This is a genomic window from Herbaspirillum sp. GW821-FHT09A12, assembly GCF_059418325.1.
In genome coordinates this window covers 867,295-887,108 of sequence record NZ_JBWKPR010000002.1, presented here as the reverse complement: position 1 = coordinate 887,108, position 19,814 = coordinate 867,295, and the positions used below count along the sequence as shown (strand labels likewise).

General features: G+C 62.4%; 22 protein-coding genes. 13 read left to right on the top strand and 9 right to left on the bottom strand.

Annotated features, from left to right (window positions below; translation table 11 throughout):
- Window position 1: 1 nt before the first annotated feature.
- From AC07N6_RS09015 to AC07N6_RS08975, 9 genes are all read left to right on the top strand, one after another.
- Window positions 2–652, top strand: coding sequence for a transglycosylase SLT domain-containing protein (locus AC07N6_RS09015; RefSeq protein ID WP_494779968.1), 651 nt, complete (start codon window positions 2–4; stop codon window positions 650–652).
- Complete coding sequence (locus AC07N6_RS09010) at window positions 649–1,185, top strand: hypothetical protein (protein WP_494779967.1); 537 nt, start codon at window positions 649–651, stop codon at window positions 1,183–1,185. The genes AC07N6_RS09015 and AC07N6_RS09010 overlap by 4 nt, the downstream gene beginning before the upstream one ends.
- Window positions 1,182–1,517, top strand: coding sequence for a DUF2730 family protein (locus AC07N6_RS09005; protein ID WP_494779966.1), 336 nt, complete (start codon window positions 1,182–1,184; stop codon window positions 1,515–1,517). Before AC07N6_RS09010 ends, AC07N6_RS09005 begins: the two co-directional genes overlap by 4 nt.
- Window positions 1,514–1,855 carry a VpaChn25_0724 family phage protein gene (locus AC07N6_RS09000; RefSeq protein ID WP_494779965.1) on the top strand — a complete coding sequence of 114 codons (342 nt, stop codon included), beginning with the start codon at window positions 1,514–1,516 and terminating at the stop codon, window positions 1,853–1,855. Before AC07N6_RS09005 ends, AC07N6_RS09000 begins: the two co-directional genes overlap by 4 nt.
- Complete coding sequence (locus AC07N6_RS08995) at window positions 1,855–2,349, top strand: DUF1804 family protein (protein WP_494779964.1); 495 nt, start codon at window positions 1,855–1,857, stop codon at window positions 2,347–2,349. The genes AC07N6_RS09000 and AC07N6_RS08995 overlap by 1 nt, the downstream gene beginning before the upstream one ends.
- Window positions 2,342–4,072, top strand: coding sequence for a phage terminase large subunit (gene terL, locus AC07N6_RS08990; RefSeq protein WP_494779963.1), 1,731 nt, complete (start codon window positions 2,342–2,344; stop codon window positions 4,070–4,072). The genes AC07N6_RS08995 and terL overlap by 8 nt, the downstream gene beginning before the upstream one ends.
- Window positions 4,072–5,610 (top strand): DUF935 domain-containing protein, encoded by a 1,539-nt coding sequence (locus AC07N6_RS08985; protein ID WP_494779962.1) that lies wholly within the window; start codon window positions 4,072–4,074, stop codon window positions 5,608–5,610. The genes terL and AC07N6_RS08985 overlap by 1 nt, the downstream gene beginning before the upstream one ends.
- Before the next feature lies 1 nt (window position 5,611).
- Window positions 5,612–6,895, top strand: a complete 1,284-nt coding sequence (locus AC07N6_RS08980; RefSeq protein ID WP_494779961.1) for a PBECR2 nuclease fold domain-containing protein — start codon at window positions 5,612–5,614, stop codon at window positions 6,893–6,895.
- 191 nt (window positions 6,896–7,086) lie between these two features.
- Window positions 7,087–7,695 (top strand): phage virion morphogenesis protein, encoded by a 609-nt coding sequence (locus AC07N6_RS08975; protein WP_494779960.1) that lies wholly within the window; start codon window positions 7,087–7,089, stop codon window positions 7,693–7,695.
- 251 nt (window positions 7,696–7,946) lie between these two features.
- Here the strand turns inward: AC07N6_RS08975 and AC07N6_RS08970 are convergent, their stop codons facing one another.
- Both AC07N6_RS08970 and AC07N6_RS08965 read right to left on the bottom strand, forming a co-directional pair.
- Window positions 7,947–8,582, bottom strand: coding sequence for a hypothetical protein (locus AC07N6_RS08970; RefSeq protein WP_494779959.1), 636 nt, complete (start codon window positions 8,580–8,582; stop codon window positions 7,947–7,949).
- A gap of 23 nt (window positions 8,583–8,605) precedes the next feature.
- On the bottom strand, window positions 8,606–9,493 hold the full coding sequence (locus tag AC07N6_RS08965; protein ID WP_494779958.1) for a methylglyoxal synthase: 888 nt from the start codon (window positions 9,491–9,493) through the stop codon (window positions 8,606–8,608).
- A 236-nt stretch (window positions 9,494–9,729) separates the two neighbouring features.
- Here AC07N6_RS08965 and greB point away from each other — a divergent pair, with 236 nt between their 5' ends.
- Both greB and AC07N6_RS08955 read left to right on the top strand, forming a co-directional pair.
- Window positions 9,730–10,287 (top strand): transcription elongation factor GreB, encoded by a 558-nt coding sequence (gene greB, locus AC07N6_RS08960; protein WP_494779957.1) that lies wholly within the window; start codon window positions 9,730–9,732, stop codon window positions 10,285–10,287.
- A gap of 127 nt (window positions 10,288–10,414) precedes the next feature.
- The gene (locus tag AC07N6_RS08955) at window positions 10,415–11,755 is read left to right on the top strand and encodes a DUF3422 family protein (RefSeq protein WP_494779956.1); all 1,341 of its coding nucleotides are present in this window, start codon (window positions 10,415–10,417) and stop codon (window positions 11,753–11,755) included.
- A 94-nt stretch (window positions 11,756–11,849) separates the two neighbouring features.
- Here AC07N6_RS08955 and AC07N6_RS08950 read toward each other — a convergent pair whose 3' ends face one another.
- Window positions 11,850–12,458 carry an FMN-dependent NADH-azoreductase gene (locus tag AC07N6_RS08950; protein WP_494779955.1) on the bottom strand — a complete coding sequence of 203 codons (609 nt, stop codon included), beginning with the start codon at window positions 12,456–12,458 and terminating at the stop codon, window positions 11,850–11,852.
- Window positions 12,459–12,720: 262 nt separating this feature from the next.
- Between AC07N6_RS08950 and AC07N6_RS08945 the strand changes: the two genes are divergently transcribed.
- Window positions 12,721–13,755 (top strand): LysR family transcriptional regulator, encoded by a 1,035-nt coding sequence (locus AC07N6_RS08945; protein ID WP_494779954.1) that lies wholly within the window; start codon window positions 12,721–12,723, stop codon window positions 13,753–13,755.
- Between the two features lie 84 nt (window positions 13,756–13,839).
- On the opposite strand, the gene AC07N6_RS08940 is transcribed toward AC07N6_RS08945, so the two are convergent.
- From AC07N6_RS08940 to AC07N6_RS08915, 6 genes are all read right to left on the bottom strand, one after another.
- Window positions 13,840–16,104 (bottom strand): RelA/SpoT family protein, encoded by a 2,265-nt coding sequence (locus tag AC07N6_RS08940; protein ID WP_494779953.1) that lies wholly within the window; start codon window positions 16,102–16,104, stop codon window positions 13,840–13,842.
- A gap of 35 nt (window positions 16,105–16,139) precedes the next feature.
- Window positions 16,140–16,343: a DNA-directed RNA polymerase subunit omega gene (rpoZ, locus tag AC07N6_RS08935; protein ID WP_050466556.1), complete on the bottom strand. Its 204-nt coding sequence runs from the start codon at window positions 16,341–16,343 to the stop codon at window positions 16,140–16,142.
- 83 nt (window positions 16,344–16,426) lie between these two features.
- Window positions 16,427–17,065 (bottom strand): guanylate kinase, encoded by a 639-nt coding sequence (gmk, locus tag AC07N6_RS08930; RefSeq protein WP_494779952.1) that lies wholly within the window; start codon window positions 17,063–17,065, stop codon window positions 16,427–16,429.
- A 78-nt stretch (window positions 17,066–17,143) separates the two neighbouring features.
- Window positions 17,144–17,428: a helix-turn-helix domain-containing protein gene (locus AC07N6_RS08925; protein WP_494779951.1), complete on the bottom strand. Its 285-nt coding sequence runs from the start codon at window positions 17,426–17,428 to the stop codon at window positions 17,144–17,146.
- Window positions 17,425–17,781 (bottom strand): type II toxin-antitoxin system RelE/ParE family toxin, encoded by a 357-nt coding sequence (locus tag AC07N6_RS08920; RefSeq protein WP_494779950.1) that lies wholly within the window; start codon window positions 17,779–17,781, stop codon window positions 17,425–17,427. Before AC07N6_RS08920 ends, AC07N6_RS08925 begins: the two co-directional genes overlap by 4 nt.
- 55 nt (window positions 17,782–17,836) lie before the next feature.
- Window positions 17,837–18,751, bottom strand: a complete 915-nt coding sequence (locus AC07N6_RS08915) for a YicC/YloC family endoribonuclease (RefSeq protein WP_494779949.1) — start codon at window positions 18,749–18,751, stop codon at window positions 17,837–17,839.
- A 306-nt stretch (window positions 18,752–19,057) separates the two neighbouring features.
- On the opposite strand from AC07N6_RS08915, the gene rph reads away from it, so the two are divergent.
- Window positions 19,058–19,786, top strand: a complete 729-nt coding sequence (rph, locus tag AC07N6_RS08910; RefSeq protein ID WP_494779948.1) for a ribonuclease PH — start codon at window positions 19,058–19,060, stop codon at window positions 19,784–19,786.
- The last annotated feature ends 28 nt before the right edge of the window (window positions 19,787–19,814 follow it).

Here is a 19,814-nt window from a genome sequence, read left to right as displayed (position 1 = left end):
TATGAACTGGCATCGAACCAAGCTGGGCCTGCTGCCGCTCGTTTGTCACTGGCTGCTGCTCTTGGCAGTGGTTGCGTTTGGTACCGGCTTGCTCGCGGGCCGCGCCTCCGCCCAAGAAATTCCCAGGGCGGCTCATCAGTATCGCGGCGAGCTGACGCGCGCTGCGCATGCCGTCTGGGGCCTGGATGCCCCCATCCCACTGTTTGCGGCACAGATTCACCAGGAGAGCGGCTGGAACCCCAGCGCCGTATCGAAGGTGGGTGCACAGGGTATGGCGCAATTCATGCCAGCCACGGCGCGCTGGTGGTGTGAGCTGCAGGCTCTTCCTGCGAGCGACTGCTTGCCGACCAATCCCACCTGGGCACTTCGCGCACTGGTCGAATATGACCGCTGGCTGTATCTGCGCGTGCGTGGCCCCACCGAATACGACCGTCTTTGGGCAACGTTCCGCAGCTATAACGGCGGCCTGGGGCACTGGCTCCAGGAGGCCGCAACTGCAAAGCCGGCGACTGATCGGGAGGCGGTCGATGCTGCATGTGGCCAGGCCAAGCGAAGCCCGATCTTTTGCCCTGAAAACCTCGGCTATCCACGCCGCATCATGCAGACCCTGCAGCCGCGCTATGCGACGTGGGGCCCGGAGACAAAGCCATGAAGACGCTATCCGAATTCATTGCGGCGATTCTGATTGCTTCCGTTGTGTCCCTGGCTATCGGCCTGGGCGGTGGCGCTTTCGCTGCTTGGAAATACATCGGCGCCAGGCACTCGGCAGACCTGGCGACCAGAGACGCCAACCAGTCAAAGGCCGATGCATTGGCATTGACTGCAGAAGCCGAGCGCCTAAAGAAGGCCAATGCACGCGGAGACCAATTGGCCATTGACCTGGCCAAGACTGAATCCGTCCTCAAGACCAAAAAGCAGGAGCTATCAAATGCGCTACACAAAACCACTACTGGCCGAACTTGTCTTGCTGCTGACACTGTGCGCTTGCTCAACGACACCGCAGGTTCCGCAAACGCGCCTGGGGGAATGTCCACGCCCACCGGGAACCCTGCTGCAGCGGGTGGAGCCGTTGCCACCGATACCGACGTCGCCGGCTGGATCGCAAACACAAAAGAGCAGTATGAAATCTGCCGAACCCGCCTCGACAAGCTGATCGATTTTGAAACTACAGAGGGAGAAAAATGAGCCGGGAAGACTTGATGACGTGGTCGCTGTTGCTGGGCGCGGCCAACTTTATCTTGACGTGGGGCGTGGCCCTGTACATGTACCTGTCCAACAAGAACAAAGCCACAAACAGCCGTATCGACAAGGTGGAGGCTGATTTGAATGACTCCATCCTGCAGCATGGCAACCGGCTGACGAAGTTGGAAAGCGGCCCCACGCATCAAGACCTCGGCCAATGGCACGAGAAGACCAATCAGCTCAGTACGGCCCTGGCGCAGCTCACCGGCATCGTCAATGGCATGAACCGTCTCTTGAACAGTATCGACGAGCATTTGCGGAGCAAGACGCGATGAACAACTACGAAAAAATGCAACGGGAAGACCTTCGCCTGCGCGTGTTGCAAGTGCTGTCGACCGTTCCTGGCTATCGCGCCAACGAAAGCTTGGTGCGCCAGCAGCTCTCCATCAACTACGGCCATGCACTGTCCCAGGATGCGCTGCGCACCGAGCTGGCCTGGCTCAACGAACAAGGGATGCTGACCTATAGCGATACCGGCGCCATCGTCTTCGCCACCATCTCGACGCGCGGCAAGGACTGCGCCGCCGGCTTGGTGCAGATGCCTGGCGTCGCGCGCCCAAGCCCGGAGGAAATGCTGGTCGCGGCTGGCGTCGGCATTTTGAGGCAGCAGTAATGGCCCACAACCAAGAAACGCGCGACCGCGTCCGCCAGCTCTACGTCGAGGGCATGCCGCTCAAGGGCGCTGCTGTCACTTGCGGCGTGAGCTATGACACGGCGCGCGACTGGAAGCAGGCCGCCGCCAAGAAAGGCGACGACTGGGATACCGCGCGGGCGGCATATCGGATCAGCGACCGGGGCGTCGACGATCTGAACAAGCAGCTTGTGGAGGACTTCGCCCGCCAGGTGATCACCACCACGCGCGAGCTGGAATCCGGTGACATGCCGGCCGCCGACAAGGCGCAGATGCTTGCGCAACTGGCCGATGCCTATGCCAAGTTCAGCAAGGCATTTGCCCGCGTCAACCCGGCGTTCTCGGCGCTGTCCGTGGCGCTGGACACGCTGAAGACCATCGCCGAACATCTGCGCGCCTCCGACCCGTCGGCGTTGCGGGCACTGCATCCACACTTGGAAGAGATCGGCGCAATCTTGGGCAAGCGATATGGCTGATTCGACCTTCGAAGACGACAACTACGTCCCCCTGGAGGTGGCCAACCTGCGGGAGTTCGAGCAGCAACTGGCCCAGCTCGGAGAAGACCTGCGGAATTTGATCGAGCTGGAATGCGAGAAGTTTGAAACCGACTCCACAGCCAGTAAGAGGCGGGCCGAACGCGCGGTAGACGACTACGAATACTTCTGCTCGACCTACTTCCCGCACTATGTGCCGACGAATGATTTCTCGCTGTTTCACAAGTTCGTTTTCGAGCGATACCCCGGCGTGATCAATAGCGCCCAGGACGCCCGTGAGGTCCACCAGGCGGCGCGCGGTGAAGCGAAATCCACTTACGAGACCCAGTTGGGCTCACTGTGGAACGTTTGTCGCTCGACGCGCATCGCGCAACGCATCAAGGACGGCCTGCTGCCCGCCAAGGCGCGCAAGCATCTGATCGTCAACATCATGAACACCGAAGAGCAGTCCGCCGAGATGCTGGAGGCCATCAAGAGCGAGCTGGAGTTCAATCCGCGGCTGGCGATGGACTTCCCCGAGGCATGCGGCCGTGGCCGCATCTGGCATGCCACTACGGCCATTACCGCCAACAACATCAAGATTCGGATTGCCGGCACGGGCAAAAAGCTGCGCGGCATGCGCCACGGCCCTTACCGCCCCGATCTGATCCACCTGGACGACCTCGAAAACGACGAGAACGTGCGGGACAAGGCGCAGCGCGACAAGGTGCAAGACTTCGTTCTCAAGGCAGTGCTGGGCCTTGCCGGGCCGGCCGGCGGCCTGGACGTCTTTTGGGTCGGCACCAGCCTGCACTATGACGCGGCGATCAACCGTGTATCGCGCAAGCCTGGATGGCGCCGCCGCGTCTTCAAGTCGATCATGCGCTGGCCTGACCGGATGGACTTGTGGGAAAAGTGGGAGGCCATCTATTCCAGCGGCGGCGACGGCGACGGGGAGAAGGAAACAGCGGAGGCAGATGCGCTCGCCTTCTTCAAGGAGAACGAAGCGGAAATGACTGCTGGCGCCGAGCTGTCATGGGCAAAGGTGCGCCCGCTGTATCGCCTGATGTGCATGCGTGCCGTCGATCACGATGCCTTCAATTCGGAGCAGCAGAACGAAGCAGGCAACGACGATACAGCACCGTTCCGCGTGGTGCATTTTTGGGTCGACCGTCGCAATGACTGGCTGTTTTTCGGTTCTATTGATCCGTCCTTGGGGAAGAAGAACAAGAAGCGCGATCCGTCCGCAATCTTGGTTGGCGGGCTGAACCGCAACACGATGGATCTCGACCTCGTCGAAGCCGATATCGCTCGCCGTGTTCCAGACATGATTATTGACCGTGCGATTGACTATCAGCAGGAATACCGGTGCCTGGCGTGGGGCGTTGAAACCGTCCAGTTCCAGGAGTTCATGTATACGGAGCTGCTCAAGCGCGCCGCACTGCGAGGCATTGCCTTTCCGGGTATTCCCATGTCGGAAAGCGTGGAAAAGGAGCTGCGCATCATCAGCCTGCAGCCGCACGTCGCCAATGGAAAGATTCGGCTCCATCGCTCGCAGAGTGTCATGCTGGAACAGCTCAAGTTCTGGCCCGAGGCCGACCACGATGACGGCCCTGATGCTTTAGAAAAGCTGTTCAAGATCACAACGCAATTTGCTGGCGAATGGGCCTATACGGCTGTCAGAGGTGGCCGCCGTGGTGCCCGCGACAATGAGGATGACGACTGATGAATTTCACTGATATCAAAAACCGGCTCCGCTCTGCGGTCAAAGCAGGAATCGATGCCCTGCAGGCCGGCCCCCGCGCTGGCCAAAACAGCTCGCTCAACTATCGCGCCGGCAACACCATCGACCCGACGCGCCTGGCCGGAGCCTTTTCGTCGGCGGATCAGGGCGTCATCACGTTTCAAGCCGAGCTGTTCGAGCTGGTCGAGGAACAGGATGCACACATCTTCAGCGAGCTGGCCAAGCGCCGCCGCGCCGTTACCGGCCTCGGCTGGGCCTTGACCCCGCCGGATGATGCAACGCAATCCGAGCTGGATCGGTGTGAAGAGCTGGCCGGTATGCTGCGGAGCATTCCCCGTTTCGAAGACGCGCAGTACAACATCACTGATGCGGTCGGCAAGGGCATTGCTGCCCTTGAAATCGCTTGGAAGACCGGTAGCGAATGGGTTCCCAGCAGCCTGGTGTGGGTTCCCCAGCGCCTCCTGGAGATCGACAGGAAAAAAGGAGCCCTGCAGTACGTGAATAACGGTATTCCCGAGCCGTTGCGCGAATGGGGCTGGGTGGTACATGAGCACCAGGCAAAATCGGGCTACATCGAGCAGGCTGCGTTGTTCCGCGTGCTCTGCTGGACGTATGCCTATAAGGCTTACAACGTCCAGGACATGCAGCGCTTCCTGGAAACCTATGGCCTTCCGCTGCGCCTCGGGAAATATCCTGCTGGCATCACGAACAGCCAACGCGATGAGCTGCTGAAAGCCGTCCGGAACATCGGCAACGACGGGGCCGGCGTGGTGCCATCGACGATGAGCATTGACTTTGTCGAGGCATCAAGCGGCAAGGTCGGCGACTTCCTCGACGCCATCGATTACTGGGAGCGCAAGCAGTCTATGGCGATCCTAGGAGGCACGCTTACCAGCCAGGCCGATGGAAAGACCTCTACCAATGCCCTGGGCGTGATCCATGACAAGGTGCGCCGCGAAATCATGCTGCATGACGTCCGCCAGATCGAACCGACCTGGAACGCGCAACTGGTGAAGCCGATTGCGCTGATCAACGGCATGTTCCCGGAGGATCGCATCCCCCAGTTTGGCTATCTCACCGAAGAGACGGCCGACCAGGGCAAGATGGCCGACGTGCTGATCAAGGCGGCCGCCCTGGGCATGGAGATCGATGTGGAGTATGCCCATCGCGTGATGCAGATTCCGCGCGCCAAGGACGGCGACAAGATTCTGACGCTGACTACCAGGCAGGCCATCCCCGAGCAGGCCGCCCTGGTGCGTATGGCGGCGCTAACTGCGACCGGCAAGACTGACCAGGAGATCACTGGCGCCATGTCGGCCCGCCTGGCGGCACTGTGCGCTCCGTTCGAACAGGCTGTGTTCCAGCAGATCGCTGCAGCGGTCAGCGAGGCCGGTGACTTCGAAGACGCGCTCCATCGTATCGAGGCACTCAAGGCCGATCCGAAATGGGGCGAGGCCCTGGCATTCGGCATGGCGGCTGCGAACCTAGGCGGCAGGTCGGATGTAATGGACGGCAACTGACATGGCCGCATCTCCGCTGCAGCTACCGTTCCCGCAAGCAATCGACTTTTTCCAGAAAAAAATCCAGCTCCCATCCTCGGGCTGGACTGATATCTGGGAAAAGCAGCACAGCCACGCTTTCGTGATCGCTGGAGCGGCCAACGATGCCCTGGTCTCCGACTTCTACAACGCTATTCGTGATGCGCAGGCCAATGGCACCGGCTACGCGGCGTTCCGTGAGCAATTCGAGAGCATCGCGGCCAAATACGGGTGGGCTTACAAGGGCACGCCTGGCTGGCGCAGCAAGGTGATCTACGACACCAATATCACCCAGGCATACAACGCCGGCCGCGAGCAGCAAATGCAGGAGCTGAAGCACCTGCGCCCCTACGCCAAGTATGTCCACACCTCGATTGAACATCCGCGCCTGGAGCACAAGGCATGGGACGGCACTATTTTGCCGCTCGACAGCCCGTGGTGGGCCACGCACACGCCGCAGAACGCTTGGGGCTGCAAATGCAAGAAATACTCGCTGTCGCGCGTCGAAGCCGCGCGGGAGTGGGAGAAGAAGGGCCGCACCAGGCCGGACGAGGAGCCGGCTATTGAATGGGAAGAGCGTGTCGTGGGCAAGAACGGCAGCAATCCCCGATCCGTGCGGGTGCCGAAAGGCATCGACCCGGGCTTCGCCTACAACCCCGGCCAGGCTTGGCTTGAGCCGAACACCGTCCCGCCGCTGCAGGGCTATGACGCGGTGCTGAAAGAGCGTGGCGCCACCTGGCCAACAGCGGCGCGGCCGGTGGCGGCGCCAAAGCCGACCGTTGTTCCCAAGAGCGACCTGGTGCCGGCGGGAACAAAGCCAGAAGTGGCCGTCGCGGATTTCCTGGACGTGTTCGGCGCGAATATGGAGCACGGCGCCGCATTCACTGACGCGGCCGGGAGCACCGTGGCCATCAGCAAAGCGCTGTTCCAGGACGGCAGAGGTCAATTCAAGTGGCTGGCCAGGCCGGATAAGGCCGACCGCATGGAATATGCCAACCTCCTGGCCTCGACGCTGATCGAGCCGGATGAAATCTGGTGGGCCTGGGTGAAGGACGCTGCCGAGAAGGGGCGCTGGCGTCTGAAGCGCCGCTATCTGAAGGCATTCGAGATGGAGGGCAGCAAGGAATTCGGCGTTGGCGTCTTCGAGTGGGGCGACAACGGCTGGGACGGCTCCACCGCCTTCATGGGGAGCCAGAATTCCGAGGCGGCGCGCGCAGCGTACTTTGACCGGCAGCGGAATGGCCGCTTGGTGTTCAAGAAAGACTAAAGGGAGCGGACGATGTGGAAATACTTCTTAGCCTGGATGCTCGGCACGCCGGCATTTATCGTGCTGCTGGCCTACCTCTACACGCATTGAACGCTGAAATGAAAAACGCGGCCGAAGCCGCGTCTTTTCAGTGGCCCGGATACTGTGCAGTAGCGCCGGAGCGCAGTCTGACCGAGACACGGGACTAGTTTATGCAATTCCAATATGAAATTCAAGCCGACCACCTGATCCGCGCCCTGGAGGCGGTCGGGCATGCGCTCGTAACGCCCGCCCAGCTCCTGGCGTCCCTCGGCGAAAGCCTGCTGCGCGTGAATGACGACCGCCATAGTCAGGGTCTAGCGCCAGATGGCACAAAATGGGCGCCCCTCAAGCCGTCCACGCTCGGCTCGGCGATTTGGAAGGCACAGGGGAAGACGTTCCGAAAGAACGGCACGATGAGCCTGGCGACGGCCAAGAAGGTGATAGCGAAGAAAGGAAACCGGATTCTCTACGACAGCGGCGACCTGCTGCGCTTCCAATATCAGGTCGACGGCGCCAGCGTCGTAGTGGGCACGAACGACTGGAAGGCCATCTTCCACCACGGCGGCACCGGCACCTATGGGCCGAAGGGTTCCCCCTATACCATCAAGCCCAAAACGGCAAAAGCCCTCGCTTTTGGTGGCCTGGTTCGCAAGCGCGTGACTCATCCAGGCATCCCGGCTCGTCCGCTGGTTGGTTTCCCGGATTCCGACCGTCGCTTGGTTGGGGACGTCTTGGATGATCATTTAACCACCGTTTTACGGCGCGCCAATCGGAAATAAAACGGGCATTAAAGTGGGATTAAATCCGCATTGCCGGATTGAATTTCCCACATTTAATGCCCGAATATCCCGCACTAAACCACCGACACTGTCCGGAAATCAGAATTTGCCTCGCCACCCCGAAAAGCCTGATTTCTCGCGGCCTCGCGGGTAGTTTTGGCTGGTTTTTAGCGTCCTGTTTCTCCTACCTCCCTACTCAATGACTGATGATGAATGACCGGCGGTCGACGGCCGGCATCTCGGGTGCGCTTTCAGTGAGAGCGGAATTTACGCCATTTTTTCATGCGTGCCGCCAGGCGCCGGAACAGGCGCGGCAAGCGTGGGCCTTCGGCGCGCGGCGACCCGGTCAAGCGCGCTTTCACGGCGCCGATGGCGCCGCGCACCGTGCGTCGCAGGCTTGCGATCAATCGCTGTATCTGCTGCCAGCCGGGACTGGCGTACAGATGGGCAATCATCCTGTCCTTGAACGCCAGTACCCGGTCATGGGCGCGTTGAAACCATCCCAGCGACAGCATGCTGCGGCGCGTGAGCGCGTAGATGCGGGCCACCAGCGCAGTGCCCAGCACCTTGGCGGTGAGGATGATGCCGACGCCCAGCGTCGGGTGGCCATGGGTGATGGAGAGCAGGGCGAGGATCTTGACCGGCAGCAGCAGCAGGGTCGGCGCCAGGAAAAACACCAACGCGGCATAAGGCGAGAGCCGTTCCACCCAGCGTTGCAGTTTCGCCAAAAACGGCCAGGCGGGAATGCGCGCCAACAGCGCCTGGGTGACGTCCCACAGCCATTCTTCCAATATCAGCAGCAAGGCCGCCAGGTAGATCAGCGGCGCCAGCAAGCGCCGTCGCCATCTCGATGGCCGGCGGGGCGCAGGGGGCGGTGGAATGGACATGGCAGCGTCGATGAGGCTTGAGGTCAGACCTGGCGCGCGCCGATCAGCGACAGCCAGCGGTCGCCCCATTCGACGTCGCTCATGCAGGAGGCGTAGTCGGTCACGGTGCGCGCGGCGCGTTCCAGCAACTGGATGTCGGCCTCGTGCTGGCGCGCCACATGCGGGTCTTCCAGGAACAGCACGCGCCGGCACTGGTGTTCCAGGATCAGCTCGGCGATTTGCGCATCGCCGCCCAACGGGCCGGAGAGGAAAGGCTTGACCCAATGGCGGCCGGCTTCGCCCTTGATCTTCATGGCCAACTGGTTGAGTTGCCCGCCGGTGGTGCCGGTGGCGCAGCGGAAGGCAAACTTGTCGAGCACGTCGAAATGCTTTTCGGCCAGTGCCAGCATGCGCGGCTTCATCGCATCGTGGGCGATCAGCGCGATGCCTTCCTGCTCCAGCTTGAATCGACTGTCCAGAGCCGGGTCGGCAGCGGCGCCGGTGGCGATGGACTCCAGCTCCAGCCATTCCTGGGCGCCGGCCAGCGTCGACAGGAAAGGCTTGCCGTGGATTACGCACTGGCGCTTGAGCGCCACCGCCTCGGGGAAGGTGGAGGAGGGATCGACCGGATCGATCAGATAGATCACCGCATCCAGTGTGCGCTCGGGATCGGCATCCACCGTGCGCGAGACCAGTTTCATCAAGCCGCCGTTACGGCCGTAGGGAAAGCGCACCAGATGCGGGTAGCCGGGCAGCAGGTTCATCTGGCCGATGGCGTCGAGGGTGCGGCCGACCACGATCAGTTCCGGCTGCAGCGCTTCGATGCGATGGCGCGAGCCGGTCAGCAGCCGGACCAGCGCGGAGTCGGGGGCGTCCTGGTGGGCGCGGTTGGCAATCAGGCCGATGCGGTAACGGGGAGCAATGGAGGACATGGGTGGTCGCTTGATGGAAACGGGGCAAGGGGAGTTGCATTACCCGGAATTATCGCCGAGGGCGCGGCAAAGGGCGAGGGGCCAGGCAAGAAAAGCCGGGGACGGCTATGTGGCGCAGCACAGCAAAGGGGGCGTTTGCAGCCTCAACTGTACCCTCGTTGCCTCCCGCATCCGGCTACAATGACGTTTAAGCCGTGCGCAGCGCGGCTGCAGCCCAATTGAACCGAACATTGCAGATGAACAAGGCCTTTGTAAAAGAATCCGACGGCGGTGACGACGATGATGAAATCGCCTTGCCCGCCATTCCCGCAGGGTCCAAGAATTACATGACGCCCCAAGGGCATCGGCGCATCAAGGACGAGTTGCTGCAACTGATCGACGTTGATCGCCCCGAGGTGGTGCGCATCGTGTCCTGGGCCGCTTCCAACGGCGACCGTTCCGAGAACGGCGATTACCTGTATGGCAAGAAGCGCCTGCGCGAGATCGACCGCCGCATCCGCTTCCTGACCAAGCGCCTGGATCTGGCCGAGGTGGTCGATCCCACGGTGCACCATGGCAGCGACCAGATCTTCTTCGGCGCTACCGTCACCTATGAAAACCAGCGGGGAGAGGCCCATACGGTGACCATCGTCGGCATCGACGAGCTCGATCCGCTCAACGGCAAGATCAGCTGGATTTCACCGGTGGCGCGTGCGCTGACCAAGGCGCGCGAAGGCGACGAGGTCGTGTTGCAGACGCCGTCGGGCATCGAACAGCTGGCCATCCTTGAAGTGAGCTATCCGGCGCCGGAATAAGCGCGGCGAACACGCTCGGGGCCGGCATCCAAGCACCGGCAAAAAATAACGTGCGCCGTTCCCGGCATGCTTTTCGCATGCGTGCAACGGCGCCAAGCCAGTATTCAACATCATCTGCGGAAAACCCATGTCTATCGTCTATGCCAGCCTGAACCATCCCCAGCGCATCGTCCTGGCGGCCGAGGTGCATTCGCGTCCGTTCCTGCAACTGACGCAGTCCGAAACGCTCACGCATCTGGCCGTCTATGTGCGCGAGGAAGGCAACGGCAATCAGCACGCCAAGACGCAGCACGCGCTGCTCGAAGCGCTGTGCACCCATTTCGGCGTAGTGGCGCCGGGCGCCGAAGCCAAGCATTTTTATCATGACTTCGGGCGCTTCCGCCTGAAATGGGAGTGCCATACCGAATTCGCCACTTACACGTTCGCGCAAGCCCATGAGGAGCCGCTGTCGACTGCCGAAGCGTTCGTGCGCGCGCCGCTGTCGCACATTCCCCAGCAATGGCTGCTGTCGCTGCAGGGCAAGCTGATGGTGGCGGTGCATGTGGTGGTCGAACCCGGCGCCGACGACCTTGCCGATACCGCGCGCAGCATGCAGCGTATCTTCGAAGGCAAGTTGCTGAGTTCCAGCAAGGTCTTGCAGGGCGGCGAGATCTGGACCGATTTCCAGATCCAGTCCGATGGTTTCAGCCGTTTCGTGGTGCGCGACATCGACTTGCGCGAACTGCAGGGCGGCCGCCTCGCGCAGCGCATCCTGGAGATCGAGACCTACCGCATGATGGCCTTGCTGGGTCTGCCGCACGCCCAGCAATCGGGGCCGCTGCTGAACCAGATCGAAGGCGACCTGGCGGCCTTGACCGCGGCCATGGTGCAGTCCGAGCAATCCATGGGTGGCACTCCCGAGGAGCATGCCGAGGATGAACGGATGCTGCGCAAGATCACCGGGCTGGCCGCGCGCATCGAAAAGCGGTCGCTGGAAAACAGTTACCGCTTCTCGGCGTCCCAGGCTTACTTCCAGCTGGTGCAGGCGCGTATCGAAGAGTTGCGTGAGCAGCGTATCGAAGGCGTGCCGACTATCGGCGAGTTCATGGAGCGCCGGCTGGCGCCTGCCATGAATACCTGCCAGGCCGTTGCGCGCCGGCAGGAAGCGCTGGCCGAGCGCATCGCCCACACCAACGACTTGCTGCGCACCCGTATCGGCATCGTCCAGGAGCAGCAAAACCGCCAGATCCTGCAATCGATGAATGCGCGCGCCGCGCAGCAGTTGAAGCTGCAGCAAGCGGTCGAAGGCTTGTCGGTGGCGGCGATCTCGTATTACGTGATCGGCTTGATCGGCTACGCCGGCAAGGCCGCCAAGGCGGCCGGCCTGGCGGTCAATCCCGACCTCGCCACGGGCTTGGCGGTGCCGCTGGTGGCGGCTTGCGTATGGCTGGGGCTGCGCCGCATGCACAAGGGATTGGGGCGCCACTGATCCTGAATCCGCAGCGGCCTGGCTGCGGGAAATGAAATCGGGGCGAACCGCTGCGCACGGTTCGCCCCGATGGCGACCAACCTGCGATGGCGGGTCAGACGGTCGCGGCGATCTTTTCCTGCGCGCTGGCCAGGGCATTCTTGACGGACTCGTCGCCCATCGACACGCCTTCGGCCACCACCAGCTCGACGTCGGTGATGCCGATGAAGGCCAGCGCGCTCTTGATGTACTTGCCCGGGAAATCCAGCGCTTCCATCGGGCCTGAGGAATACATGCCGCCGCGCGACAGGATCACGATGGCCTTCTTGCCGGTGGCCAGTCCGACCGGGCCGTTCTCGGTGTAATGGAAAGTGCGGCCGGCGCGGAACACATGGTCGATCCAGGCCTTGAGCGTGGAGGGCGGCGCGAAGTTGTACATCGGCACGCCGATCACCAGGGTGTCGGCCGCCAGCAGCTCGTCGACCAGCTGGTCGGATTGCTTGATCAGTTCGGCTTGCTGCGGGTTGCGGTTCTCGGCGGGGGTGAAGTAGGCGCCCAGCAGCGCTTCGCTGATATGCGGCAGCGCGTCGCTGGCCAGGTCGCGGTGGACGATGCGACCGGCGGGGTTCTTTGCCTGCCATTGTTGGGCAAAGGAGGCGGTCAGCTGGCGCGAGATGGAGGCGCTGGCGCGGGCGCTGGAGTCGATATGCAGCAAGGTGCTCATGGTCTTTCCTTTCGGTTGGCATGCTGTTGCGCTTGTCTGTATGGCAACGGCATCGGTTTGTCTTCATTGCCCAGGGGAATGCCTTGGGAAGGGGCGGAATGCGGCGCCGGCAGCGGGAGAAGCGGTTTCGAGGTATCGTTGCTTCCTGTCAGGGGCTGCCCCTGGCCTTGCTTGCGGCGATGAAAGAAGCTTACCCAGTTTTCATTTACATCAGTAGATGCGAGAATGTCATTTCACTGATCCATTTTTGCCGGTAATGATGATGGTTGATCTGAACGATATCTGGCTTTTCGTCCATGTTGTGCGCGCCGGCAGCTTTGCCGCGGCCGGCCGCCGGCTGGCCATGCCGTCCAATACCATCAGCCGCCGCCTGCAGGCGCTGGAGGCCGAACTGGGCGTGCGCCTGCTGCAGCGCTCCACGCGCCAGCTCAATATGACCGCCGCCGGGCGCGAGTTCTTCGAGCGCTGCGCCCCGGGCCTGGAAGACATCGAATACGCCAGCGCCAGCCTGACCGAGAGCAGCGGGGAGCCGTCCGGCAGCCTGCGCGTGGCGGCGCCGGTCGACTTCTTCGATAATTTCTCCATCGAGTGGATGCATGAATTCATGCGCCTGTATCCCAAGGTGCAGCTTGAGTTCGTGCTCAGCGACGGCCGCGCCGACTTGATCGCCGAGGGCATCGACCTGGCTTTTCGCGGCGGCGTCTTGCCGGACTCAAGCCTGGTGGCGCGCAAGCTGGTGGACAGCCACCGCGGCCTGGTGGCCAGTCCGCATTACCTGGAGCGCTTCGGCACGCCGCATACGCTGGCCGATCTGGTCGGCCACGCCTGCCTGGCCGCATCGCAGGCGCCGCACCACACCACCTGGAAACTGGAGGGGCCGCAAGGCCTGGAAAGCGTGCGCGTCAATCCGCGGCTCTGCATCAACACTGCGCAAGGACAGTTGCGCGCGGCGCGCACCGGCCTTGGCATTGCGCTGCTGCCGACCATGCTGGCCTCAGAAGACCTGCGCAATGGCACGCTGGTGCATATCCTGCCGGACTACCAGCGCGATGCGATGGGCTTGTACGCCGTGTATGTCCACCGCCGCCAGCTTCCCACGGCGGTCAGCGCCTTGATCGAATTCTTTGTCGACAAGCTGGAGCGCGGTATCGCCGACAAGGGGGAGCAGGTATGCCAGGAGCATTTCGCCCGGGAGGAGCAAGCCAAGCGGGGCAAGGTTGGCGACGCAGAGGCTGGCGGCGCGGAGGCCGGATCGGAATTGCAGGGACTTGAGGGCGTGGAAAAGGCGGTGATCTGATACCGGCCTGATGCGCTTCATTTCGGCCAAACGCCCGCAAATGCGGGCGTTTGGTTTTGGCGGTAACGGACGGGCTTTAAGGGCTCAGCCCCGTTCACGAAGGATGCGGGCCACGCTGTCGATCTGGCGGATGCCGCGCATGGTGCGCGCCAGATGCACGCGATCCTCGACCTGGATGGTGAAGCGCAGGTATTTCATCGAGGAGCCGCCATCGTCGTCCATGCTGACCGACACGATGTTGGCGTCCGATTCCCCGATCTCGGCGGCGATGCGCGCCAGCGTGCCGCGCTGGTTATGGATCAGGATGGTGATGCGGCAATCGAAGCGGCGGTTGAGGTCATGGCCCCAGACCAGCTCGATCCAGCGATCCGGTTCCTTCTCGTGCAGGCGCTTGGCGGTCTCGCATTCTTGCGTGTGGACGATCAGCGTCTGGTCGGGCTTGAGGTAGCCGGTCAGGCGGTCGCCCGGGATGGGCATGCAACAGGAGGAGAGCTGGGCCGAGGCGCCTTCGCTGCCGGTGATGACCACCGGATCGGGCTTGTTGGGCAGCATCTGGCCTTCGGGGTCGAGCTGCGGGACGTTGGTGCCGGTATCCATCATGCCCATGATATGGCGTGCCACCAGCGGCGCCATACGGGTGCCGATGCCGATTTCGGCATACAGGTCATCCATGGTCTTGGCGCTGGACTCATTGAGCAGCCGCTCGACGATATGCACCGGCAGTTCGGGATCGATGCCCAGCGTGTGCAGGGCGTTGCCCAGCAGGCGGCGTCCGACCGACTGCGATTCGACCATGTTGGCGGTGCGCAGGCGATGGCGGATCGCCGAACGCGCCTTGCCGGTGCGGACATAGCCGAGCCAGTTCGGGCTGGGGCGCGAGGTCGGCGAGGTGATGATCTCGACGATGTCGCCGTTATGCAGCTCGGTGCGCAACGGGGCCGGTTCGTGGTTGATGATGACTGACGTGGTCTGGTCGCCGATGTCGGTGTGGATGCTGTAGGCGAAATCCAGCGCGGTGGCGCCGCGCGGCAGGGCGATGATCTTGGATTTGGGCGTGAACACGTAGACCGAATCCGGGAACAGGTCGACCTTGACGTGCTCCAGGAACTCGGCCGAATCGCCGGTCTGCTTCTGGATGTCCAGGAGCGATTGCAGCCAGGCATGGGTGCGCTGCTGGAGGTCGGTCAGGCTGCCTTCGTCGTCCTTGTACAGCCAGTGCGCCGCCACGCCGGACTCGGCCACGCGGTGCATTTCCTTGGTGCGGATCTGGAACTCGACGGGGGTGCCGTAGGGGCCGATCAGCGTGGTGTGCAGCGACTGGTAGCCGTTGAGCTTGGGAATGGCGATGTAATCCTTGAACTTGCCCGGCATCGGCTTGAACAGCGAATGCAGGGTGCCCAGCGCCACGTAGCAGTTGGCGAAACTGTCCACCACCACGCGAAAGCCATACACGTCCAGCACCTGGGAAAACGTCAGGTGCTTGTTGCGCATCTTGCGGTAGATGCCGTACAGGGTCTTTTCACGGCCGTCGACCTGGGCCGGGATGCCGGCAGCGATCAGCGTGCTGGTGACCGACTCCATGATCTTGGTCACGACTTCGCGGCGATTGCCGCGCGCGGCCTTCACCGCCTTGAGCAGGGTACGGTGACGCAGCGGATACAGATGGGCGAACGACAGTTCCTGCAGTTCGCGATAGATGTTGTTCAGGCCCAGGCGATGCGCGATGGGCACGTAGACTTCCATGGTCTCGCGCGAGATGCGGCGCTTCTTGTCGGGCGGCATCGAGCCCAGCGTGCGCATGTTGTGCAGGCGATCGGCCAGCTTGACCAGGATCACGCGCACGTCGCGCGCCATGGCCAGCAACATCTTGCGGAAGTTTTCCGCCTGCGCTTCGACCTGGCTTTGGAATTCGATCTTGTCCAGCTTGGACAGGCCATCCACCAGCGAGGCCACCGGCGCGCCGAAGCGTTCGATCAGTTCTTCCTTCTTGACGCCCTGGTCCTCCATCACGTCGTGCAGGAAGGCCGCCATCATGGCTTGCGCATCGAGTTTCCACTCGGCACAGATTTCGGCCACCGCCAGCGGATGCGAGATATAGGGCTCGCCCGACTTGCGCATCTGGCCCAGGTGCATCTCGTCGGCAAAGCGATAGGCTTCCTTGACCTTCTTCAATTCGGAAGGCGTCAGGTACTCTTCGAGCTTGGGCGTGAGATGGGCGAACGTCGCCACGCCGCTATGGGCGGCGGGGTTGGCTTCGTTCTGGGAATGCGAGCGGCCGGAACCGGCTGCTCGTTTGGTGCTGGTGCTGGGAGTTGCTGATAACGTGGATTCGGTGGGGGTGAGGCTCATGCTTTGCCGTTATCAGCTTCATGGACGGACAAGGATCAGGCCGGAACCTTTTTCAGCATTTCCACACCGACCTTGCCGGCAGCGATTTCGCGCAGCGCGGTAACGGTCGGTTTGTCCTTGGCGTCAACCTTGGGGGTATGGCCTTGCAACAACTGGCGGGCGCGGTAGGTTGCGGCCAGGGTCAGTTGGAAACGGTTCGGGATTTGCTTGAGGCAATCTTCGATGGTGATACGGGCCATGTAAACTCCTGTGTGACGGTCTTGCTTGGAATGGGTGGAATGTCCTGGCAGCGATGCCGGCGCCGATTTGTTCGGGACGCCGTTCAGGTGGCGTGGATGCCGAGCTGGGTGAACAAATAGGCGTTGCGGGCAGCTTGCTGCGGAAAGCGGCAGCGGGCTGCTTGGACAATCGCCGTCAACTCTGACAAAGCGACGGCAAACTCTTGGTTGATAATAACATATTCGAACTCCGGAGAGTGGGCGATTTCGCCGCCAGCGGCCAGGATACGGCGGGTAATGACATGCGGTTCGTCCTGGCCGCGCTTCTTGAGGCGCTCTTCCAGGGCCGCGATCGAAGGCGGCAGGATGAAGATGCCGATGGCGTTGGTGAACTGCTTCTTGACCTGCTGCGCGCCTTGCCAGTCGATCTCCAGCAGCACATCGGTGCCGTTGGCGATCTGGTCGGCGATCATCAGGCGCGAGGTGCCGTAATAATTGCCGTGGACTTCGGCCCATTCCAGGAATTCTCCTTCGGCCTGGCGTTTCAGGAAGTCGTTGGCATCGGTGAAATAATATTCACGCCCATGCTCCTCGCCCGGGCGTGGCGCGCGGGTGGTGTAGGAAACCGACAGCTTGATGGCCGGTTCCTGCTTCAGCAGGGCATTGACGAGGGTCGATTTGCCGGCGCCGGAGGGGGCGACCACCATGAACAGGCTGCCGGAAGTAGGGGTTTTAGCTGGCATGTGATTCTCAGTGTTTTTTGTTGTGTCGGTCGGCGCCTGGCGCTGGCGTGGATGCTCTGTTACGGGATATCCGGCGACTCAGGCCAATGCTTCGATAACGGCTTGCGGGTTGCGCTCGATCACGTTGAGCAGTACCAGCGCAGGGCCGTGCGGGGTACGGTCGCCGCGCTCCCAGTGCCGCAGGGTCGCGGTGGAAAAGCCGAAGCGGGCGGCGAATTGCTCCTGGGTCATGCCCACCTTGGCGCGCACGGCCTTCACATCGATTGCGCGGGGGCGATGTACGCGTACGCTAGGCTCGTCGCCCTTGGCGTGAACGATGGCTTCTTGAAGTCCCTGCTTGATGCTGTCGAATGCGCTGCTCATGATGTTGCCTTTCCTTTCCAGATGTCCACCAGCACGTTCACCAGGCCGGCCAGTTCGTTGCGCTCGGCCTTGCTCAAGTTGGCTTTGTCGCCTTTGGCAAAGAGCGTCAGCAGGTACAGCGGCATGAGGTCATCGTGGTAATAGTAGATGACTCGCACACCGCCACTCTTGCCTTGCGCGCCACGACGCCAGCGTAGCTTGCGCACGCCGCCGGTGCCTTCCATGAGGTCGCCGGCCTTGGGATGTTCGGCCAGGTAGCTGATTAAATCCTGGCGTTCTTGCGCACTCAGGAGCTTGTCAGCCAGGCGGAGGTAGGTTGGCAGTTCGGCGATGCCGTGTGGAACCTCGTGCATGATGTATTCTAATCCAATGGATTAGCGGCATCAAGGCGTTTAGCCGCCATTGCACTCACTCCAAATTCTGCACTTGCTCGCGCATCTGGTCGATCAGCAGCTTCAATTCCATCGAAGCGTCGGCCAGTTCCTTCATGGCCGCCTTCGAGCCGACGGTATTGGCTTCGCGATTGAGCTCCTGCATCATGAAATCCAGGCGCTTGCCGACCTGGCCGCCTTTTTTCAGGATATGGCGCGTCTCGGCCAGGTGGGCCGACAGGCGCGCCAGTTCTTCGGCGATGTCGATGCGGATGCCATACAGGGTGACTTCCTGGCGGATGCGCTCCAGCGATTCTTCGCGCGTGAGCAACTGCGTGGATGCGCCGTTGTGCTGCAATGCCAGGCCCAGCGCCTCGCTCATGCGCTCGGTCGCCTTTTGCTGGAATTGCTCGATCAGTTGCGGCACCAGCGGCGTGATGCGGGCCACGATGGCTTCCATCGCGTCGACGCGGGCCAGGATCACCGCTTGCAGCGCCGCGCCTTCGCGCGCGCGGGTGTCGATGAAGGCCGCCAGCGTCTGTTGCATGGCGGCCAGGATGTCGGCCTGCAGGGTTTCCTGGCTGATTTCGGCTTCTTCCATCACGCCCGGCCAGCGCAGCAGCTCGTTGACCGACAGCGGCGCGGCGTCAGGGAACTGGGCGCGCAACTGGTCTTGCAGGTTGGACAAGCTGCCGACCACGCCGGCATTGAGCGCCTGGGTGTTGCCGGTCGCCACCTTGCGGCCGAAGCTCAGCCGGCATTCCACCTTGCCGCGCACCAGGCGGCTCATGATGGCTTCGCGCAGCATCGGCTCGACCGCGCGCAGGTCGTCATTGATGCGGAACTGCAGGTCGAGGAAGCGCGAATTGACGCTCTTCATTTCGACGGTGACCGTGCCGGCAGTGGTTTCACGGGTGGTGACGGCATAGCCGGTCATGCTGTAAATGGTCAAATTCTGGCTCCGGTGTGTTGGTGCTTGCCGCAGTCGGCGGCCGTGCGTTGGCGGGTCATGGTGATGAGTGGGATGCCATGCCGCGCGCTGCGGATGCGCCGCGCAGGCGGCCCGCCATCCTTTACAATGCCGGTTTTGCAAAATGCGGCTGCGGCGGTTGCTGCCGCCGCGCCGGTAGACCGGGCGGCATCGCCTCATCGGATCCCGCATTTTAAAGAAGATTGGCAGCCAAGCGCTATCAAAACATCGACATTGGCGGTTTTACCATTGCCGCCATCCCTCCGGCAGACCAGACAAGGACCGAGCATGACATCATCCCACCGCCCCAGCGCCCGCACCGTTTCGCAATTGCGCGAGGTGCGCCTGACGCGCCATTACACCAAGCATGCCGAAGGTTCGGTGCTGGTCGAATTCGGCGACACCCGCGTGCTGTGCACCGCCAGCATCGAAGAAAAGGTGCCGGGCTTCCTCAAGGGTAAAGGCCAGGGCTGGTTGACCGCCGAGTACGGCATGCTGCCGCGCTCGACGCATACGCGCATGGATCGTGAAGCCGCCAAGGGCAAGCAGTCCGGTCGCACGCAGGAGATCCAGCGCCTGATCGGCCGCGCATTGCGCGCCGCATTCGACCTGGACGCCTTCGGCGAACGCACGCTGCACCTGGACTGCGACGTGCTGCAGGCCGACGGCGGCACCCGCACCGCAGCCATCACCGGCGCCATGGTGGCGGCTTACGATGCGTTTTCGGTGCTCAAGTCGCGCGGGCTGGTGGCGTCGATCCCGTTGAAGCATTTCGTGGCCGCCATCTCGGTGGGCGTCTACCAGGGCGTGCCGGTACTGGATCTGGACTACCTGGAAGATTCCGACTGCGACACCGACATGAACGTGGTGATGACCGAGGCCGGCCACTTCGTCGAAGTGCAGGGCACGGCTGAAGGCGCGGCATTCGACCGCGCTACCCTGAACAGCCTGCTGGACCTGGCCCAGCAGGGCATCGCCACGCTCAATACCTTGCAAAAGCAGGCGCTGGGCCTCTGATTGCCCGCTATCCTGCGGTGGCGCGTGA

Coding starts and splice junctions, on each gene's coding strand:
- AC07N6_RS08955 (WP_494779956.1), top strand. CDS start 10,415: ATGTCTATCGTCTATGCCAGCCTGAACCATCCCCAGCGCATCGTCCTG.
- AC07N6_RS08925 (WP_494779951.1), bottom strand. CDS start 17,428: ATGAGCAGCGCATTCGACAGCATCAAGCAGGGACTTCAAGAAGCCATC.
- AC07N6_RS08995 (WP_494779964.1), top strand. CDS start 1,855: ATGGCCCACAACCAAGAAACGCGCGACCGCGTCCGCCAGCTCTACGTC.
- terL (WP_494779963.1), top strand. CDS start 2,342: ATGGCTGATTCGACCTTCGAAGACGACAACTACGTCCCCCTGGAGGTG.
- AC07N6_RS08985 (WP_494779962.1), top strand. CDS start 4,072: ATGAATTTCACTGATATCAAAAACCGGCTCCGCTCTGCGGTCAAAGCA.
- AC07N6_RS08970 (WP_494779959.1), bottom strand. CDS start 8,582: ATGTCCATTCCACCGCCCCCTGCGCCCCGCCGGCCATCGAGATGGCGA.
- gmk (WP_494779952.1), bottom strand. CDS start 17,065: ATGCCAGCTAAAACCCCTACTTCCGGCAGCCTGTTCATGGTGGTCGCC.
- AC07N6_RS08975 (WP_494779960.1), top strand. CDS start 7,087: ATGCAATTCCAATATGAAATTCAAGCCGACCACCTGATCCGCGCCCTG.
- AC07N6_RS08950 (WP_494779955.1), bottom strand. CDS start 12,458: ATGAGCACCTTGCTGCATATCGACTCCAGCGCCCGCGCCAGCGCCTCC.
- AC07N6_RS09010 (WP_494779967.1), top strand. CDS start 649: ATGAAGACGCTATCCGAATTCATTGCGGCGATTCTGATTGCTTCCGTT.
- AC07N6_RS08945 (WP_494779954.1), top strand. CDS start 12,721: ATGGTTGATCTGAACGATATCTGGCTTTTCGTCCATGTTGTGCGCGCC.
- rpoZ (WP_050466556.1), bottom strand. CDS start 16,343: ATGGCCCGTATCACCATCGAAGATTGCCTCAAGCAAATCCCGAACCGT.
- AC07N6_RS08965 (WP_494779958.1), bottom strand. CDS start 9,493: ATGTCCTCCATTGCTCCCCGTTACCGCATCGGCCTGATTGCCAACCGC.
- AC07N6_RS08920 (WP_494779950.1), bottom strand. CDS start 17,781: ATGCACGAGGTTCCACACGGCATCGCCGAACTGCCAACCTACCTCCGC.
- greB (WP_494779957.1), top strand. CDS start 9,730: ATGAACAAGGCCTTTGTAAAAGAATCCGACGGCGGTGACGACGATGAT.
- AC07N6_RS08980 (WP_494779961.1), top strand. CDS start 5,612: ATGGCCGCATCTCCGCTGCAGCTACCGTTCCCGCAAGCAATCGACTTT.
- AC07N6_RS08940 (WP_494779953.1), bottom strand. CDS start 16,104: ATGAGCCTCACCCCCACCGAATCCACGTTATCAGCAACTCCCAGCACC.
- AC07N6_RS09015 (WP_494779968.1), top strand. CDS start 2: ATGAACTGGCATCGAACCAAGCTGGGCCTGCTGCCGCTCGTTTGTCAC.
- AC07N6_RS09000 (WP_494779965.1), top strand. CDS start 1,514: ATGAACAACTACGAAAAAATGCAACGGGAAGACCTTCGCCTGCGCGTG.
- AC07N6_RS09005 (WP_494779966.1), top strand. CDS start 1,182: ATGAGCCGGGAAGACTTGATGACGTGGTCGCTGTTGCTGGGCGCGGCC.
- rph (WP_494779948.1), top strand. CDS start 19,058: ATGACATCATCCCACCGCCCCAGCGCCCGCACCGTTTCGCAATTGCGC.